At 63.7% G+C, this 17047-nt stretch carries 19 protein-coding genes; 14 read left to right on the top strand and 5 right to left on the bottom strand.

Features of this window, described 5'->3' with window-relative positions:
* The first annotated feature begins 90 nt into the window (after window positions 1–90).
* From OU999_04700 to OU999_04680, 5 genes are all read left to right on the top strand, one after another.
* Window positions 91–1272, top strand: coding sequence for an acyl-CoA dehydrogenase family protein (locus OU999_04700; protein WAC24496.1), 1182 nt, complete (start codon window positions 91–93; stop codon window positions 1270–1272).
* 144 nt (window positions 1273–1416) lie between these two features.
* Window positions 1417–2553: an acyl-CoA dehydrogenase gene (locus OU999_04695; protein WAC24495.1), complete on the top strand. Its 1137-nt coding sequence runs from the start codon at window positions 1417–1419 to the stop codon at window positions 2551–2553.
* 42 nt (window positions 2554–2595) lie between these two features.
* Window positions 2596–3738, top strand: coding sequence for an acyl-CoA dehydrogenase family protein (locus tag OU999_04690; protein ID WAC24494.1), 1143 nt, complete (start codon window positions 2596–2598; stop codon window positions 3736–3738).
* Window positions 3739–3740: 2 nt separating this feature from the next.
* Entirely contained in the window at window positions 3741–4541 is an 801-nt protein-coding gene (locus tag OU999_04685; protein WAC24493.1) for an SDR family oxidoreductase, read from the top strand.
* A 96-nt stretch (window positions 4542–4637) separates the two neighbouring features.
* Window positions 4638–5333, top strand: a complete 696-nt coding sequence (locus tag OU999_04680; GenBank protein WAC24492.1) for a DUF4197 domain-containing protein — start codon at window positions 4638–4640, stop codon at window positions 5331–5333.
* 25 nt (window positions 5334–5358) lie between these two features.
* On the opposite strand, the gene gmk is transcribed toward OU999_04680, so the two are convergent.
* The 4 genes from gmk to OU999_04660 form a co-directional block, all read right to left on the bottom strand.
* The gene (gene gmk / locus OU999_04675; GenBank protein WAC24491.1) at window positions 5359–6015 is read right to left on the bottom strand and encodes a guanylate kinase; all 657 of its coding nucleotides are present in this window, start codon (window positions 6013–6015) and stop codon (window positions 5359–5361) included.
* Between the two features lie 63 nt (window positions 6016–6078).
* On the bottom strand, window positions 6079–6453 hold the full coding sequence (locus OU999_04670; protein ID WAC24490.1) for a hypothetical protein: 375 nt from the start codon (window positions 6451–6453) through the stop codon (window positions 6079–6081).
* 64 nt (window positions 6454–6517) lie between these two features.
* Window positions 6518–7903 carry a class II fumarate hydratase gene (gene fumC / locus OU999_04665; protein WAC25347.1) on the bottom strand — a complete coding sequence of 462 codons (1386 nt, stop codon included), beginning with the start codon at window positions 7901–7903 and terminating at the stop codon, window positions 6518–6520.
* Between the two features lie 49 nt (window positions 7904–7952).
* Window positions 7953–8426: a ClpXP protease specificity-enhancing factor SspB gene (locus OU999_04660; protein ID WAC24489.1), complete on the bottom strand. Its 474-nt coding sequence runs from the start codon at window positions 8424–8426 to the stop codon at window positions 7953–7955.
* 119 nt (window positions 8427–8545) lie between these two features.
* On the opposite strand from OU999_04660, the gene hisB reads away from it, so the two are divergent.
* The 9 genes from hisB to OU999_04615 all read left to right on the top strand — a co-directional run bounded on the left by hisB (window position 8546) and on the right by OU999_04615 (window position 15732).
* Window positions 8546–9139 carry an imidazoleglycerol-phosphate dehydratase HisB gene (gene hisB, locus OU999_04655; GenBank protein WAC24488.1) on the top strand — a complete coding sequence of 198 codons (594 nt, stop codon included), beginning with the start codon at window positions 8546–8548 and terminating at the stop codon, window positions 9137–9139.
* Window positions 9132–9752: an imidazole glycerol phosphate synthase subunit HisH gene (gene hisH / locus OU999_04650; GenBank protein ID WAC24487.1), complete on the top strand. Its 621-nt coding sequence runs from the start codon at window positions 9132–9134 to the stop codon at window positions 9750–9752. Before hisB ends, hisH begins: the two co-directional genes overlap by 8 nt.
* Window positions 9749–10483: a 1-(5-phosphoribosyl)-5-[(5-phosphoribosylamino)methylideneamino]imidazole-4-carboxamide isomerase gene (hisA, locus tag OU999_04645; GenBank protein ID WAC24486.1), complete on the top strand. Its 735-nt coding sequence runs from the start codon at window positions 9749–9751 to the stop codon at window positions 10481–10483. The genes hisH and hisA overlap by 4 nt, the downstream gene beginning before the upstream one ends.
* Complete coding sequence (gene hisF, locus OU999_04640) at window positions 10480–11247, top strand: imidazole glycerol phosphate synthase subunit HisF (protein ID WAC24485.1); 768 nt, start codon at window positions 10480–10482, stop codon at window positions 11245–11247. Before hisA ends, hisF begins: the two co-directional genes overlap by 4 nt.
* 151 nt (window positions 11248–11398) lie before the next feature.
* Window positions 11399–11659, top strand: coding sequence for a hypothetical protein (locus tag OU999_04635; GenBank protein ID WAC24484.1), 261 nt, complete (start codon window positions 11399–11401; stop codon window positions 11657–11659).
* 51 nt (window positions 11660–11710) lie between these two features.
* The gene (locus OU999_04630; GenBank protein ID WAC24483.1) at window positions 11711–12034 is read left to right on the top strand and encodes a phosphoribosyl-ATP diphosphatase; all 324 of its coding nucleotides are present in this window, start codon (window positions 11711–11713) and stop codon (window positions 12032–12034) included.
* 5 nt (window positions 12035–12039) lie between these two features.
* A complete protein-coding gene (locus OU999_04625; protein ID WAC24482.1) occupies window positions 12040–12420 on the top strand; it encodes a histidine triad nucleotide-binding protein in 381 nt (126 codons plus the stop codon).
* 69 nt (window positions 12421–12489) lie between these two features.
* Window positions 12490–14043 carry a pentapeptide repeat-containing protein gene (locus tag OU999_04620; protein ID WAC24481.1) on the top strand — a complete coding sequence of 518 codons (1554 nt, stop codon included), beginning with the start codon at window positions 12490–12492 and terminating at the stop codon, window positions 14041–14043.
* 141 nt (window positions 14044–14184) lie between these two features.
* A complete protein-coding gene (locus OU999_04615) occupies window positions 14185–15732 on the top strand; it encodes an amino acid permease (protein ID WAC24480.1) in 1548 nt (515 codons plus the stop codon).
* A gap of 54 nt (window positions 15733–15786) precedes the next feature.
* On the opposite strand, the gene OU999_04610 is transcribed toward OU999_04615, so the two are convergent.
* A complete protein-coding gene (locus OU999_04610; GenBank protein ID WAC24479.1) occupies window positions 15787–17046 on the bottom strand; it encodes a multidrug effflux MFS transporter in 1260 nt (419 codons plus the stop codon).
* Between the last annotated feature and the right edge of the window lies 1 nt (window position 17047).

Below are 17047 nucleotides of genomic sequence, written 5' to 3'. Positions count from 1 at the left end.
CTGCGATGGATGGTTTTGGCCGCAGGAAAAGCTTCCCGGTCCGGGCCATATGGAACCCGTTTCAGGGATACAGGCGCAGAGAGGATGACGATGAGCGATCTCGATCAGTTCAGGACAGAAGTGCGCGCATGGCTGGAGGAGAACTGCCCCGCCGAAATGCGCGAGCCGGTGCGCGGCGATGACGATATCTGCTGGGGCGGACGCAACTGGCAGTTCAAGAACGAGGCGCAGAAGCTGTGGCTCGATCGCTGCGTTGCCAAGGGCTATACCGTGCCCGATTGGCCCCAGGCTTATGGCGGCGCTGGCCTGTCCGGCCCCGAAACCAAGGTTCTGCGTCAGGAAATGGCCCGGATCGGCGCTCGTCCGCCGCTGTCGAGCTTCGGCATCTGGATGCTTGGCCCCGCCTTGCTGCACTTCGGCACCGAAGAGCAGAAGGTCCACTATCTCGGCCAGATCGCTCGCGGCGAAATCCGCTGGTGCCAGGGCTATTCGGAGCCCGGTTCGGGTTCGGACCTGGTGTCCCTCCAGACTTATGGCGAAGACAAGGGCGACCATTGGGTCGTCAACGGCCAGAAAATCTGGACCAGCTATGCCGACAAGTGCGACTGGATCTTCTGCCTGGTCCGCACCGACAAGACGAACAAATATCAGGGCATCTCGTTCCTGCTGTTCGACATGGAAACACCGGGTGTCACAACCAAGCCGATCAAGCTGATCAGCGGCAATTCGCCGTTCTGCGAGACGTTCTTCGACAATGTCGTGGTGCCCAAGCACCAGATCGTCGGCGAACTGAACCGCGGCTGGGATGTGGCCAAGTATCTGCTGGGCCATGAGCGCGAGATGATCTCGGGCGGCGGCCTGGGCGATGGCGCGCCGTCGCTGGGCGCGCAGCTGAAGCACTCGATCGGCACCAATGGCCTTGGCCAGCTTGATGACGGCATCCTGCGTGCGGAACTGGCGCAGTTCGATGTTGACGCACTGGCGTTCAAGGCGATGGCCGAACGCTTCGGCGACGAGATGAAAGCGGGCAAGGGACATCCGGCCCAGCCCAACATGATGAAATACGCCGGAACCGAGCTCAACAAGCGTCGCCACGAGCTGGTGATGGCGGGCAACGGATCGGACGCGCTGGAATGGGAAAGCGAAGCCTCGAAGGGCGGCGCCAAGGCCCGCAACTGGCTGCGCACCAAGGCGAACAGCATCGAGGGCGGCACCAGCGAGGTGATGCTCAACGTCATCTCCAAGCGTATCCTCGACCTGCCGGGGGCGTGAGCCGCCTTTGAGCCCTCTCCCCTTGAGGGGAGAGGGTTGGGGGAAGGGCGTGCCTTCTCGTTTTTCATATCATTCAAAGGGCCGGGCAGGGCTTCGTTCCCCTCTCCCCGGCCCTCTCCCCTGAAGGGGAGAGGGAGACTTAAAATGCCACTCTACCTCAACGAAGACCAAGCGATGCTGCGCGACAGCGCGCGCGAATTCCTCAAATCCGAAGCCCCGGTCAGCCATATGCGCAAGCTGCGCGACGAAGGCTGCAAGGATGGTTTCCGCCACGCACTGTGGAAGCAGTTCGGCGAGATGGGCTTTACCGGCATCCTGATCGGTGAGGATGATGGTGGCCTGGGCCTCGGCCATGTCGAAGCCGGCGTGGTGCTGGAAGAAATCGGCCGCAACCTGTCGCCGTCTCCGTTCCTTTCCACGGCGGTGGCCGGCGTTTCCGCGCTGAACCATGGCAGCCAGCACCTCAAGGACAAGTTCTTCCCCGGCATTCTGGCTGGCGAGACCATCCTTGCGCTGGCGATCGACGAGCATGCCAAGCACCGCCCGGCGCAGATTGCCACCAAGGCGGAGAAATCGGGCAATGGCTTCAAGCTCACCGGCAAGAAGCAGTTCGTGGTCCAGGGTGCCAGCGCCGATGCATTGATCGTTGCCGCGCGCACCGCCGGTGCCCCGGGCGAAACCGATGGCATCACGCTGTTTGCCGTCGACAAGGATGCGGCCAACCTGTCGCTCGACAATACGCGGCTGGTCGACAGCTCGATGGCCGCGCATGTCACGCTCGATGGCGTCGAGGTCGATGGCGATGCGGTGATCGGTGAGGTCGATCAGGGCTGGCAGGTTCTCTCCGCGCTGCTGCGCGCAGGCCGTGCAGGCTCTGCTGCAGAGCTGGTCGGCGTGGGATCGGGTGCGATGGACATGACGGTCGATTATCTCAAGCAGCGCAAGCAGTTCGGCCGCCTGATCGGTGAATTCCAGGCACTGCAGCATCGCGCCGCGCATCTCTATAGCGAGATGGAAATTGCCCGCGCGACCGTCCTCAAGGCGCAGCAGCTGCTCGACGAAGGCAAGGACAGCGCGGATATCTATGTTTCGGTCGCCAAGGCCAAGGCGGGGCGCGCTGCGAATCTCTCGGTCCGCGAGGGCGTTCAGATGCACGGCGGCATCGGCATGACAGATGAATATGATATTGGCTTCTATATGAAGCGTGATCGTGCGCTGAACGAATTTATGGGCGATGCCAATTTCCACGCTGGCAGGGTCGCGGAGATATTCGGGTACTGACGCCCGGAACCGCCCCGCCACGATAGTGGAGACTTGAGAAAAATGGCACTCGATCCCGATATTTTCGAAGCCCTGCTGGAAGGCGTGCGCCGGTTTGTCACCGAACGCCTGCGCCCACTCGAGGCACAGGTGTCCGAGACGGACGAAATCCCGGATGACCTGGTGCAGGACATGCGGGAACTGGGGCTGTTCGGCCTGTCGATCAGCGAGGATTATGGCGGCCTCGGCCTCAACATGGAGGAAGAGGTCCGCATCGCCTTTGAACTGGGGCGGACGTCGCCCGCGATGCGCTCCACCTTCGGCACCAATGTCGGGATCGGCAGCCAAGGGCTGGTGATGGACGGCAATGATGCGCAGAAGGCACGATATCTGCCGCTGATCGCCAGCGGTGAGATCATCACCTCGTTCGCGCTGACCGAACCCGATGTCGGATCAGACAGTGGCGCGGTGAAGACCCGGGCCGAGCTCGACGGCGACGCCTATGTGCTCAACGGGTCGAAGCGCTACATCACCAATGCCGACAAGGCGGACCTGTTCACCGTCATGGCGCGCACCGGCGGGCCGGGGCCCAAGGGCGTGACTGCGTTCTTGGTGCCGCGCGATCTGCCGGGCCTGTCGGTCGGCAAGCCCGAGCGCAAGATGGGGCAGCAGGGCGCGCATGTCTGCGATGTCATTTTCGACAATGTCCGCGTTCCCGCCGAAAACCGGCTCGGCGCGGAGGGCGATGGCTTCAAGGTGGCGATGCGCGTGCTGGATCGCGGGCGGCTGCACATTTCGGCGGTCTGCGTGGGCGCGGCCGAGCGGTTGATCGCCGACAGCATTGCCTATGCCAAGGAACGCCAGCAGTTCGGCAAGCCGATTGCCGAGTTCCAGTTGATCCAGGCGATGATCGCCGACTCGGTGGCCGAGTGCAAGGCGGCCAAGGCGCTGGTGCTGCAGACCGCCAAGGCCAAGGACCGTGGCGAACGGATCACCGAGGACTGCGCCTGTGCCAAGCTGATCGCGTCGGAAATGGTGGGCCGCGTTGCCGACCGTGCCGTCCAGATTTTCGGGGGTGCCGGCTATATCGCCGATTACGGCGTCGAGCGTTTCTACCGCGATGTCCGCCTGTTCCGCATCTATGAGGGAACCAGCGAGATTCAGCGGACCATTATCGCAAGGGAAGCCTTGCGTTCGGAGGGATGAACATGAGCATTGAGAACCTGTTTTCGGTCAAGGGCAAGGTGGCTTTGGTCACCGGCGGGTCGCGCGGCATCGGCAAGATGATCGCACAGGGCCTGATCGCCGCGGGCTGCAAGGTCTATATTTCCGCGCGCAAGGCCGATGCCTGCAATGCGACCGCACAAGAGCTGGGCCCGAACTGCATTTCGCTGCCGGCTGATGTGTCGAGCGTCGCAGGTGCGCGCCAACTGGCGGCGCAATTTGCCGAGCACGAAAGCCGGCTCGACATCCTGGTCAACAATGCAGGCGCCGCCTGGGGTGCCGAGTTCGAGGATTTCCCCGAAATCGGCTGGGACAAGGTGATGGACCTCAACGTCAAGTCGCCCTTCTTCCTGACCCAAGCACTGCATGGCCTGCTCAAGGCCGGTGCAAGCGCCGAGACCCCGGCCAAGGTCATCAACATTTCCTCGGTCGATGGCATGCGCGTCAATCCCTGGGAAACGTACAGCTATCAGGCGAGCAAGGCGGCGTTGATCCAGCTGACCAAGCGCATGGCTGTGCGCCTGCTGCGCGACCATATCTATGTCACCGGCATCGGCCCCGGCGCATTTCCGTCGGACATGAACAAGGCTGCGCGCGATTATGGTGACAAGGTCGCCAGCGGCATCCCCAACAAGCGCGTCGGCGACTGGCAGGATATCTCGGGCGCGGTGATCTTCCTCGCCAGCCGGGCAGGCGATTATGTCATCGGCACGACCATTCCGGTGGATGGCGGCATCGTCAATGCCTCGGTCCCGCAGGGCGGCTACGACCCCGAAGGCCATTGATCGCCTGTCTTCAGACGTAAAATCTCCGGCGCGCGCACTGGTGGCGCGCGCCGGATTACGGCACACTCCCGTCCAATAACTTTGGAGGGATGTGTAATGGCTTTCCGCGACCTGGCTTTGGCCGTTTCACTCAGCGTCGTAGTGGTGGCGATCGCGGCCCCTGCCGAGGCGCAAAGCCGCAAGGCTGCGCCGTCGGTCGGCGGATCGATGAAGGGCCTGCTCGGCAATGCTTCGGACAGCGCGCTTGACCAGCTCGCCCAACCCGGTGCCTTTTATGCCGATCAGGCGGTGCGCATCCTGCTGCCGGGGCCGCTGCAAAAGGCGACCAAGCTGATGCGCCTGACCGACAAGGCCGGCATCACCAATAATCTCGTCAAGTCCTTGAACGATGCCGCGGGCCTGGCCGCACAAGAGGCCAAGCCCGTGTTCCGTTCGGCCATCGACTCGATGACCCTGGCCGATGCCGTGGGCATCGTTGCCGGGGGCGATACCGCCGGTACGCAATATCTCAGGCGCACCTCTGGCGAAGTGCTGCGCCAGAAGATGCGCCCCCTGGTCAGCAACGCTCTGGGCAGGACCGGCGCGTTCAAGCAGCTTGATGCACTGGCGACCAGCGGAACAGGCGGTGTCCTGGGGGCGCTGGCGGGCGTGGATCTCAGCCGCGATGGACTGATCGACAGCGTGACCGATCAGGCGATGTCGGGCATCTTCACCTATATCGGGCGCGAAGAGACCAATTTCCGCAAGAACCCGCTGAAATCAGGCAAGAAGCTGCTCGACCGGGTGATGTGACCGGGCCTTGCCAGCCCGGAAGATATCAGGGCGAGGGGCTGTTCATCAGATCGCGGACGTAACCGATCAGACCGGTCTGGCGTGCGCGGCGCATGCGCTCTGAATTGAGGATATGGCTGACCTTTTCGAAACAGCTGGTCACATTGTCGTTGATGACGACAAAGTCATAGCCGTCCCAATGGCTGATCTCGTCCTGGGCACGCGCCATGCGCCCGGCAATCACATCCTCGCTGTCGGTGTTGCGGCTGCGCAGGCGTCGGTGCAGTTCTTCGAGTGAGGGCGGCAGGATGAACACGCGCACGACATCGCCCTCGGCGCGCTGATACAGCTGCTGCGTACCCTGCCAGTCGATGTCGAAAAGGAAATCCTGGCCTTCGCGCAGACCCTGCTTCACCTGCGCCTTGGGCGTGCCGTAATAATGGCCGAACACCTTGGCCCATTCGAGCAGCGCATTGTCTTCCACCAGACGGTGGAATTCGGCCTCGTCGATGAAATGATAATGGGTGCCGTCGATCTCGCCCGGACGCGGCGGGCGCGTGGTCACCGATACGGACAAGGCCAGCTGGCTGTCCGCTTCCAGCAGCATCCGCGCGATCGTGGATTTGCCCGCGCCCGAGGGCGAGGACAGGATGAACAGCAGGCCGCGGCGGGCCAGAGGCGCTTGAAGGACGGTATTGACCATGGCGGCTCATGGCCAAAGCCGCCGCCAAAGGTCAACCTGTTTGTGCGCCGAAGCGCGTGCGGATCACGCCTTGGGCGGATTGTCCTTGGTCTTGCGCTGGTCATAGATCGCCTTGGCGAGCAATGCGCCGCCGACGAGCAGCGCGCCCGGTACCGAGCGAGTCGCGATGCGCGCGGCGATGGCCCCCATCACCGTTCCGCCAAAGACGGTCGCAGCAACCTGGCTGCGCGCCTTCTGGCCGATCATGTTGCGCACCAGTTCGTCATTGGCTGCCGTGGTGATGATGCGGCTTGCGCCGTTCCACGCGCCGCGTGTCCAGTGCGCACGGGCAGCCGGGGGATTGGCGGTGACGCCCGTACCCTCGACAGGAGCAGGAGCACTGACCACCGGGGTGGTGGCAGGCGGCGGGGTGTTTGCGTCGTTCACTGGGCTGGTCATGGGTTATCCATAGCTGATCTGGGTTTCGACCTCAAACGCGCTCGATGCGCCAATCGTTCCGCCGTCAGCCTCGCCCGATCATGTCGGAGGGCCGCACATGCGCATCGAAGGTGGCTTCATCGACCAGACCCAGCGCGATGCCCGCCTGTTTGAGCGTCAGATCGTGCGCATGCGCGTGCTTGGCGATCTTTGCTGCATTGTCATAGCCGATCACCGGGGCAAGCGCGGTCACCAGCATCAGCGACCGGTCTACCAGCTCGGCTATCCGCGATTCGTTGGGCTTAAGGCCGTCGATGCACCGTTCGGCAAAGCCTTCCATGCCGGTTGCCAGCAGATCGATCGAGCGCAGCACGTTCGCGCCGATCAGCGGCTTGAAGACGTTCAGCTCCAGATGCCCCTGCATCCCGCCGATGGTCACCGCCTGGTGGTTGCCGATCACCTGGGCCGACACCATCGTCAGCATCTCGCACTGGGTCGGGTTGACCTTTCCCGGCATGATCGAGCTTCCCGGCTCGTTCGCGGGCAGATCCAGTTCGCCCAGGCCCGAGCGCGGGCCCGAGCCGAGCAGGCGGATGTCGTTGGCGATCTTGGTCAGCGCGACGGCCAGCGTGTTCAGCGTGCCGGACAAGTGCACCAGCGGGTCATTGCTGGCCAGCGCCTCGAAGCTGTTTTCCGCCGGGTGGAAGGGATGGCCGGTAATGTCGGCAATCGCTGCGCACATATCCTGCGCGAAACCTTGGGGTGCATTGAGCCCGGTACCCACCGCCGTGCCGCCAATGGCGAGCCGATAGGTGCCCGCAACCACGCCTGGTTCGATCCTGCGCCCGCAGCGATAGAGCTGGTTGGCATAGCCCGAAAATTCCTGGCCCAGAGTCAGCGGCGTTGCATCCTGCAAATGGGTGCGGCCGATCTTCACGATAGTGTCCCAAGCCGCCGCTTTTTCGGCCAGCGCCTCCGTCAGCCGGTCGAGCGCCGGGCGGAGACGGGCCTGCACAGCCAGGCTGACGGCAATATGGATCGCGGTGGGGAAGGCGTCATTCGAGGACTGGCTGCGGTTGACATGGTCGTTGGGGTGAACTGGCGATTTGCCGCCGCGCGTGCCGGTGAGCAGCTCGTTGGCACGCCCCGCGATCACCTCGTTGACGTTCATGTTGCTCTGGGTGCCGCTGCCGGTCTGCCAGATGGTCAGCGGAAACTGATCGTCCAGCGCGCCGGATGCGACTTCGGCCGCAGCCGCTTCGATCGCGTCGGCAATTTCGCCGGGCAGGCCATGGCCGCGATTGACCCTCGCCGCCGCCTGCTTGACCACGGCCAGGCCATGGACAATGCCGATGGGCATGCGTTCCTGCGGGGCGAAGGGAAAGTTCTCAAGGCTGCGCTGCGTCTGCGCGCCCCAATAAGCCGAAGCCGGGACCGCGATCTCGCCCAGCGAGTCGCTTTCCATGCGCATGTCCGAATCTGCCAAGGGCCATCTTCCGTTGAAGGCGGCCATTCAGCCGCTATTTGCGTTTGCCGAAATCCACGCTGACGACATTCGAGCCGTCACCATCGCCGCCGGGGTGATCATTTTCGGCCGCTTCATGCGGCTCTGGCGGCGGCGTATCACCCGAAACCTGGAACTGCAGGCCGAAATCGACCGCCGGGTCGACAAATGCGGTGATCGCGCTGAACGGAATGAACAGGTGCGCGGGCACCCGGTTGAAGCTGAGGCCGACGGAAAAGCCGGTCTTCTCGACCTTCAGGTCCCAGAATTTCTGCTGCAGGACGATCGTCATCTCGTCCGGAAAGCGCTCGACCAGATGACGCGGGATGTCCACGCCGGGCGAGCGAGTCTTGAAGGTGATGTAGAAATGGTGGTTGCCGGGCAGTCCGTTCGATTCGACTTCGCCAAGCACACGGCCCACGACCGCGCGCAGGGCTTCCTGGACGATCTCGTCATAGGGAATCAGGCTGTCGGGTGCATCGTCACTCATGTCCAATTTGTTGGACTGACAATCGTTCAGGGTCAAGGCGCTAATGCCCCGCACGACAGCATCCGGCAAACAGCGGCAAAAATGTTGCGCGCCCCGGCAAGGTGATTATAGGGCGCACCATGCGCACCGCCCGGATAGAACGCAAGACCCATGAAACCGACATTTTCGTCGAGCTGAACCTCGACGGGACAGGCCAGTTCGACGTGTCGACCGGCATCGGTTTCCTCGACCATATGGTGGAGCAGTTTTCGCGCCATTCATTGATCGATCTGACCTGCAAGATCAGGGGCGATCTGCATGTCGATCAGCATCACACGACGGAGGATTGCGCGCTCGCCATCGGCCAGGCGCTTACCCAGGCGCTGGGCGACAAGGGTGGGATCGTCCGCTATGGCCATGCCTATTCGCCGATGGACGAGACGCTGAGCCGCGTGGCCGTCGATATCTCGGGCCGCCCTTACATGGTCTGGAAGGCCGCGTTCAGCCAGCCGCGCCTCGGCGAAATGGATACCGAGCTGTTCGAACACTGGTTCCATTCGATCGCGCAGACCGCCGGCCTGACGCTGCACATCGAGCTGCTCTATGGTGCCAACAATCACCATATCTGCGAGAGCATCTACAAGGGCTTCGCCCGCGCGATGCGCGCCGCGGTGGAGATCGATCCACGCAAGCAAGGCGCGGTGCCTTCGACAAAGGGCATATTGGGTGGCTGATCGCGTCGCGCTGATCGATTACGGCGCGGGCAACCTGCACAGCGTGCATAATGCGCTGAAAGCCGCCGGAGCTCCCGATATCGCAGTCACCGATGATCCGGCGCTGGTGTATAGTGCGGATCGCATCGTCCTGCCCGGTGTCGGCGCCTTTGCCGCGTGCATGAACGGCCTTGCCGCCATTCCGGGCATGATCGATGCGCTCGAAGCGCGGGTGCTTGGCGACAAGGTGCCGTTTCTGGGCATCTGTGTCGGCATGCAGCTGCTTGCCGAACGCGGGCTGGAACACGGCACGCACCAGGGGCTGGGATGGATCGCCGGCGAAGTGCGCGCGATGCAGCCGACGCACGAGATCAAGGTCCCGCATATGGGCTGGAACGATGTGACCCCGTCTGATGGCGCGCCACTGGTCGAGCAGGGCGAGGCCTATTTCCTCCACAGCTATCATTTCATCGCCGCTGAAGCCGCGGATGTTGCAGCCGTGACCGATCATGGCGGGCCTGTCACCGCCGCCGTGGCGCGCGGCAACATTCTGGGCGTGCAGTTCCATCCGGAAAAGAGCCAGGCCTATGGGCTCGGCCTGCTCCGCCGCTTCCTCGACTGGACCGTTTCATGAGCATCATCGTCTTTCCCGCCATCGACCTGAAGGGCGGCCAGGTCGTCCGCCTGGCCGAGGGTGATATGGACCGCGCCACCGTCTATGGCGACGACCCGGCAGCCCAGGCGACGCTGTTCGCTGAAGCCGGTGCCCAGCATCTGCATGTTGTCGATCTCGATGGCGCGTTCGCGGGCGAGGCGGTCAATCGCACCGCGGTGGAGGCGATCATCAGGAGCTTTCCCGGCTATCTCCAGCTTGGCGGCGGCATCCGCACCCGCACGGCGGTGGAGAGCTGGTTCGATCTGGGCGTGGCGCGCGTGGTCATCGGCACCGCGGCGCTCACCGATCCCGAATTCGTGCGCGACATGGCCAAGGCCTATGAAGGCGGCATCGTCGTTGCGGTCGATGCGCGCGATGGGATGGTCGCGACGCATGGCTGGGCCGATGTTTCCGACGTGCCCGTTGCCGACATGGCACGCCGGTTCGAGGACGCCGGTGTCGCCAGCCTTCTCTTCACCGATGTCGGCCGCGATGGGTTGCTCAAGGGCTGCAATATCGATGCGACCGTGGCGCTGGCGCGTACCACCGACATCCCGGTGATCGCCAGCGGTGGGGTCAAGGGACTGGATGATATCCATCTGCTCAGCCTGCATGCCGAAGACGGCATTGAAGGCGTCATCACGGGCCGCGCGCTTTACGATGGCCGGCTCGATCTTGCCACCGCCATTGCCATGGCCACGCGCGGATGAGCGTCCGGGTCCGCGTCATCCCCTGTCTCGACGTCGCCAATGGCCGCGTGGTCAAGGGCGTGAATTTCGTGGACCTGCGCGATGCGGGCGATCCGGTCGAGCAGGCACGCGCCTATGACGCTGCCGGTGCCGATGAGCTTTGCTTTCTCGACATTTCCGCCAGCCACGAGGCGCGCGGGACGATCATCGATGTGGTGCGCAAGACCGCAGAGGTCTGCTTCATGCCGGTCACGGTCGGCGGCGGCGTGCGCAGCGCCGAAGATGCGCGCGCGCTGCTGCTGGCAGGCGCGGACAAGGTGGCGGTGAACAGCGCCGCGGTCGCGCGGCCCGAAGTGGTCGCCGATATCGCCGAGCGCTTCGGCAGCCAGTGCATCGTCGCCTCGATCGATGCGCGGCGGCGCGAGAATGGCGAGGGCTGGGAAATCTTCACCCATGGCGGCCGCAAGGCGACAGGGATCGATGCGATCAACCACGCGCTCAACCTCACCCGGCTGGGGGCAGGCGAACTGCTTGTCACCTCGATGGACCGCGACGGAACGCGCGATGGTTATGACCTCGAGCTGATCCGGACCATTGCCGATCAGGTCGACATCCCTATCGTTGCCAGCGGCGGGGTTGGGCATATCGGCCATCTGGTCGAGGGCGTGACCAGGGGGCATGCCAGCGCGGTGCTGGCGGCGTCGATCTTCCATTTCGGTGAAGCGAGCATCGCCGACGCCCATCGCGCACTGGCCGAGGCGGGACTTCCAGCGCGCTCGCACTGATTTTACAGCATTTGCGCCAGACCGATTGTCGGCAAGCTTGACAAGTGGGCCCAGTGCGTCTGGAGCGTTAACCACTGAACGCAAGCATTTCTGCGGCTTTGCCCGATTTGGCAAAGCGCTTGCTTAACCAATCAACATGAAGTGTCCCGGAATGAAACCCGACATCAGCCGACGGTTGCAGGCCATGCGCGCCAGCGTGGTGCTGGTGGCGGGAACCGTGCTTTCCGCTCCGCTTGAGGCGAGCCCGCTGTCCCGGGTGACGCTGGACGGGCTGACCCGCGCCGAGGGCATTCGCAGCTGGATAGAGATTACCGAGCCTGGCAGCCTGGGGCTGTTGTGCATGGGCATTGCCGGGCTTCTGATCGGGCGCTGGGCTGCAGGACGCAAACGCGGCGGACCACCAGGGCTGTAGGCGGTTCAGCCTGTCTTGACGCGTGCCGATCACCGGCGCAGAGCGTTGCCCATGGCAGACCCAATCATCGAACGGCTCGAAGCCGTCATCGCCGAGCGGCGCACGGCATCGCCCGACAGCAGCTATGTTGCCAAGCTGACTGCACGCGGTCGCCCGCGTATTGCGCAGAAGATCGGCGAAGAGGCCGTCGAAGCGGTGATCGCCGCGATCCAGGGCGATGGCAAGGGCGTGGTCAGCGAAAGCGCCGACCTGCTGTTCCACCTGCTCGTGCTGCTCGCCGATATGGGCCTGAGCTGGTCCGACGTGCTGGCCGAGCTCGATGCCCGTGAAGGCACATCCGGCATTGCCGAGAAACAGTCCCGTCCCAAGGAGTAACGATCATGCCGATCGACCCGACTTTGCCCTATGACGATCAGAATATCTTCGCGAAGATCCTGCGAGGCGAAATCCCCTGCAGCAAGGTGCACGAGGATGACCATGTGCTGGCCTTTCACGACATCAACCCCCAGGCACCGACGCATGTGCTGGTGATCCCCAAGGCGCCGTTTGTCAGCTGGGACGATTTTTCCGCGCGCGGCACGGATGAACAGATCGCAGCCTTTGTCCGCGGCGTCGGCGAGGTCGCGCGCAAGCTCGGGCTGGTCGAGCCGGGCTATCGGCTGCTCGCCAATATCGGGCTGGATGCGCATCAGGAAGTGCCGCACCTGCACGTCCATCTGTTCGCCGGTCGCCCGCTGGGGCCGATGCTGATGCGCGGCTGATCGTCCACCTCTTCTCAAGCCTGCGCGCCGGGTCTAGACTGGCCGATAGCGGGCCTGAGGGAGGATGATATGTTGCGGACTCTGGCCGTTCTGTGCGCTGCCGTGCTGGCAACCGCGCCCGCCTATGCCCAGTCGGACGTTCCGTGCGAGACGATGCTGGGCGATTTCTGGGGAGAGAAAGAGCCTCAGGCCAATGTCCCGACGATTGACGGCACGACGATCCGCTCGCCTGCCGAGCTCGCCAAGGCGGTGGACAAGGGCGCGATCATCCAGGGCGGCAATTTTGCGGGATGGGATTTCCGCCGCGCCGCGCTGACCAACGCCTGTTTCGTCGAAGCCGATCTGAAGGCAAGCCAATGGGATGGCGCACGCGTTCCCGGAATCGGCTTCATCAAGTCGAACCTGACCGATGCCTCGCTGGTCGGCATCAAGGCCCCGGGAATTCTGCTGCGCGACGCCAATCTCACCAACGTGAAGGCGGGGAGGGCCGATTTCAGCGGCGGCATGCTGGAGGGCGGCTGGTTTGACGGCAGCGTAGATGGCCTCGACCTGGACGGGGCGAACCTTTCCGGCTTTGCCTTTTCCTGCGGCATCACCCTGTCCGATGGTTGCCCGCTCTATGGCAGCGACAAGGGCATTTCGGCGCGGGGTGCCAATCTCAGCCGGGCGAAGCTCAGCAGCTTTCACCGTTACAGCCTTTCCGACATTGCGCTGGTTGGCGCGCTGCTCGACCGAACCGAAATCTCGCCCGCACAGCTCGCGAGCCTGAAGGGGCGGATGATCTCTCACCCGCTGGTGCTGGTGGGCGGCGATAGCAGGATCGAACTCACCGCAGCAGAGGCGCAGACGCTCGCTGATGATGCCGCCATTGCCGATAGCGGCGACCAGGGGCCATCGTTCGACTGCGCCCGTGCCGCCAGTCCTGCGGAAAAGATGCTGTGCCTGCCCGATAACCGCGACCTGGCTTCAGCCGATCGCACACTAGCGCAAACCTTCAGCCAGGCGCGCAAGGTGCGTCCCCAACTGGTGGCCGAGCAGCGCCAATGGCTCAGGCAGCGCGATGGCTGCATGGCGCAGGAGTTCCCCTCCGACTGTCTGCGGACCGCTTATGCCGAGCGGCAGGGGCAACTGCTGGGGGCTCTGGGTGAAGGCAACTGGCTGAAGCCCGGCGAAGGCGCCTTGTTCATCGATGACGAATTGCCGGTGAGCGATGCGATGCGGGCATCGCCGTTGTTCGCGCGCATTGCGCCGCTGCTGGCGCAGGCGTCGATGGGCTATGCCTATGTCGAGCGGACGGCCGATGGGCGTTACCAGACCAGCGGCGAATCCATCGGCGCCAACGCGCACACCTGCACGCTGGGTGCGTCAGGGCTCAGCCTCGATCCCCTCAGCGGCTGGTACGGATTGAGGGACGACGAGAGCAACCGCTGGATCAGGATCGTCCAGATCGACCGCGACTGGTTGCGCGTCTTTGCCAACGGGCACCCTTATGGCGAGGGTGCCGAAGGATCGGCCGATTATGCAAGCTGCGGCGCACGCGCGGCTTTTGGTCCGATGCGGCGGATCGCGCTGCCGCCCGAAGTGCTCAAAAGCTATGCCGCGAGGGCCGATATGGAACAATGACCCCGTCGCGCATGCGACAGATGGGTGACAAGCCGGTTGCTTGCGCGTGAAAAGGCGCTAATCCTGTCCTCCACAGGGGGATAACCCCGGGACGCAACCGGCTGGCCACGGGCCTGCCAAGGGTGGGAAATCGTACACATCATGAAATTTGCGCGTGTCAAACCGCTGGACGCCATTTTGGCGACAGCCAAGAAGAAATCGCTGCATCCGACATTGGGCTGGTTCCAGCTGACCCTGTTCGGCATCGGCTGTGTCATCGGTACGGGTATTTTCGTTCTGACATCGGCAGGTGCGCAAAAGGCCGGACCCGGCCTGATGCTGGCCTTTGCCATTGCCGGCCTGATCTGCATCGTCGCTGCTTTGTGCTATGCCGAGATCGCCGCGATGATCCCGGTCGCAGGCTCTGCCTATACCTATACCTATTCGGTCATGGGCGAACTGCTCGCCTGGACGGTGGGCTGGGCCCTTGTCCTCGAATATGCGGTCGCGGCGAGCGCGGTGTCGGTCGGGTGGTCCGGCTATTTCACCGGCACGATATTGAACGAGTTTTTCGGGATAACCCTGCCAACCTATCTCACCGCCGGACCGCTGTGGCTCGGTGGCGCGCCGGGTGGTTTCGTCAATCTGCCCGCCATCGTGATCGCGCTGCTGGTGACCTGGCTGCTGATGATCGGCACGAATGAATCGGCCAAGGTCAACGCAGTGCTCGTGGCGATCAAGGTCACCGCGCTGACCGCGTTCATCATCCTGACGCTGCCCAAGACCGACATGGCCAATTTCAACCCGTTCCTGCCGGCAGGCGTGTTCGGCGGCTTCGGATCGGGCATCGGCGCAGTGGGCGCAGCGGCGACTATCTTCTTCGCCTATGTCGGCTTCGATGCCGTTTCGACGGCGGCAGAAGAGACCAAGAACCCTCAGCGCAACGTGCCGATCGGCCTGATCGGCAGCCTGGGCTTCTGCACCGTGTTCTACATTCTGGTGGCCGCCGGTGCCGTGGGCACCATCGGGGGCCAGCCGATCCTCGGTCCGAACGGCATTCCGTTCCCCGCCGGTTCGGAAGAACTCGCCCGCCAGTGCGCGCTGCCGCAATATGCTGATATGCTGGTCTGCTCGAACGAGGCACTCGCACATGTTCTGCGCAAGATCGGTTTCAGCGCGGTGGGCAACATGCTCGGTATTGCGGCTTTCGTAGCGCTGCCTTCGGTGATCCTCATCCTGCTGTTCGGCCAGACCCGCATCTTCTTCGTGATGGCGCGCGACGGCCTGCTGCCCGAGGGCCTGTCGAAGATCCACCCCAAGTGGAAGACGCCCTATGTCGTCACCGCGATCACCGGTGGTATCGTAGCCTTTGCCGCAGCCTTCCTGCCGGTGGGTCAGCTTGCCGACATCGCCAATGCCGGAACGCTCTATGCGTTCATGATGGTCGCGATTGCGGTAATGATGCTGCGCAAGACCGATCCGCACCGCGAGCGGCTGTTCCGCACGCCGATGCTGTGGCTGGTCGGCCCGGCAACCATTGCAGGCTGTATCTTCCTGTTCCTCAACCTGCCGTTCGAAGCGATGATCGTGCTGCCCGCCTGGGGCGCGATCGGCCTGGTGATCTATTACCTCTATGGCTACAAGGCGAGCCATCTGGGCAAGGGCATTGTCGAGGTGCCCGAGGATGATCCGGGCGTCGTCTCGCACTGACGCAGAAAGACAAAACCCCGGCGCGATCCGCCGGGGTTTTTCTTTGCGTACCGTTTACATCGGCGATTTGGGGCAGGTGCCGGGGCGGCGGAAGAGCTGCCAGCGCTCTGCCCAGAAGATGACGCCGAGCGCCAGCACACCGCAGCTCAAGAAGCCGATCGCCATCGGCAGCGTCGTGCCGTTGAACGCCTGGCCGACCAGAGCGCCGATGCTCGTGCCCAGCACCGTGCGAAACGCCATCTGGAACGATGAGGCCGCGCCGGCCATCGCGCCGAAAGGCTCCATGGCGATGGACCCGAAATTCGCACCGATAAAGCCCACCATCGCCATGTTCAGCGCGACGATGACGAGGAACAGCGCCATCGGTTCGCCCGGCAGAAGCGCAGCGCCGATCTGTGCGCTCGATAGGACCAGAAAGGCGAGCAGGGCCGACTGCGACACCCGCCGCGCGCCGAAGCGTTCGACGATGCGGCTGTTGAACCAGTTCGACACCGCCATCGCCCCTGCCACCGCGGCAAAGGCATAGGGGAAGATATCCGGCGCGCCGAAGACATCGGAAAAGATCTGCTGCGAACTGTTGAGGAAGCCGAACATCGCGCCCATCAGCAAGCCGCCAGCGGCGACATGGCCAAAGCCGGTGCGGTTGAACACCACCTTGAACCAGGTGCTGCCAATCGCGTCGAGCCGGATCGGGATGACGTTCTCTGGACGCAGCGTCTCGGGCAGGCGCAGCCACACCCAGACGCCGACGGCGCTGCCCATCACCGCGAGCAGGATGAAGATGAACTGCCATTGCGCGAAATACAGGATCAGCTGGCCCACGGTCGGCGCGATCACCGGCACCGCCATGAAGACGATGAAGATGATCGACATGAAGCTCGCCATCCGGTCGCCGGAAAAGATGTCGCGGATTACCGAGACAACCAGCACGCCCATCGCTGCCGCCGCAAAGCCCTGCGCGAACCTGATGGCGAGCAATGTCTGGAAGTCGGGCGCAAAGGCACAGGCGAACCCGAAGATCACGTAGAAGACCAGCGACCCCAGCAGCACCGGCTTGCGCCCGACGCGGTCGCCGATCGGCCCGTAGAAGAGCGAGCCGATGCCCATGCCCATCAGATAGCTGCTGATGACGAACTGACGGTCGTTGGGGCTGGCGACATCGAATGCGGCGCCCAGAGCCGGGAAGGCGGGCAGGATCGAATCGATGGCGAGCGCATTCAGCGCCATTAGCGCAGCCATCATGGCCACGAGTTCGCGCGTTCCCAGCGGGAAGGCGGAGGCATCGCGGGTCGCTTCGAGCGATGCGGTCTTCATG

Source organism: Blastomonas sp. SL216, assembly GCA_026625625.1.
Taxonomy (GTDB): domain Bacteria; phylum Pseudomonadota; class Alphaproteobacteria; order Sphingomonadales; family Sphingomonadaceae; genus Blastomonas.
Note: the sequence above shows the minus strand (reverse complement) of the source record. Positions and strands in the feature narration are given on the sequence as shown.

Excerpts from the sequence above, each read along its gene's own strand:
- OU999_04700 (WAC24496.1), top strand. The coding sequence starts at position 91 with ATGAGCGATCTCGATCAGTTCAGGACAGAAGTGCGCGCATGGCTGGAG.
- OU999_04695 (WAC24495.1), top strand. The coding sequence starts at position 1,417 with ATGCCACTCTACCTCAACGAAGACCAAGCGATGCTGCGCGACAGCGCG.
- OU999_04690 (WAC24494.1), top strand. The coding sequence starts at position 2,596 with ATGGCACTCGATCCCGATATTTTCGAAGCCCTGCTGGAAGGCGTGCGC.
- OU999_04685 (WAC24493.1), top strand. The coding sequence starts at position 3,741 with ATGAGCATTGAGAACCTGTTTTCGGTCAAGGGCAAGGTGGCTTTGGTC.
- OU999_04680 (WAC24492.1), top strand. The coding sequence starts at position 4,638 with ATGGCTTTCCGCGACCTGGCTTTGGCCGTTTCACTCAGCGTCGTAGTG.
- gmk (WAC24491.1), bottom strand. The coding sequence starts at position 6,015 with ATGGTCAATACCGTCCTTCAAGCGCCTCTGGCCCGCCGCGGCCTGCTG.
- OU999_04670 (WAC24490.1), bottom strand. The coding sequence starts at position 6,453 with ATGACCAGCCCAGTGAACGACGCAAACACCCCGCCGCCTGCCACCACC.
- fumC (WAC25347.1), bottom strand. The coding sequence starts at position 7,903 with ATGCGCATGGAAAGCGACTCGCTGGGCGAGATCGCGGTCCCGGCTTCG.
- OU999_04660 (WAC24489.1), bottom strand. The coding sequence starts at position 8,426 with ATGAGTGACGATGCACCCGACAGCCTGATTCCCTATGACGAGATCGTC.
- hisB (WAC24488.1), top strand. The coding sequence starts at position 8,546 with ATGCGCACCGCCCGGATAGAACGCAAGACCCATGAAACCGACATTTTC.
- hisA (WAC24486.1), top strand. The coding sequence starts at position 9,749 with ATGAGCATCATCGTCTTTCCCGCCATCGACCTGAAGGGCGGCCAGGTC.
- hisF (WAC24485.1), top strand. The coding sequence starts at position 10,480 with ATGAGCGTCCGGGTCCGCGTCATCCCCTGTCTCGACGTCGCCAATGGC.
- OU999_04635 (WAC24484.1), top strand. The coding sequence starts at position 11,399 with ATGAAACCCGACATCAGCCGACGGTTGCAGGCCATGCGCGCCAGCGTG.
- OU999_04630 (WAC24483.1), top strand. The coding sequence starts at position 11,711 with ATGGCAGACCCAATCATCGAACGGCTCGAAGCCGTCATCGCCGAGCGG.
- OU999_04625 (WAC24482.1), top strand. The coding sequence starts at position 12,040 with ATGCCGATCGACCCGACTTTGCCCTATGACGATCAGAATATCTTCGCG.
- OU999_04620 (WAC24481.1), top strand. The coding sequence starts at position 12,490 with ATGTTGCGGACTCTGGCCGTTCTGTGCGCTGCCGTGCTGGCAACCGCG.
- OU999_04615 (WAC24480.1), top strand. The coding sequence starts at position 14,185 with ATGAAATTTGCGCGTGTCAAACCGCTGGACGCCATTTTGGCGACAGCC.
- OU999_04610 (WAC24479.1), bottom strand. The coding sequence starts at position 17,046 with ATGAAGACCGCATCGCTCGAAGCGACCCGCGATGCCTCCGCCTTCCCG.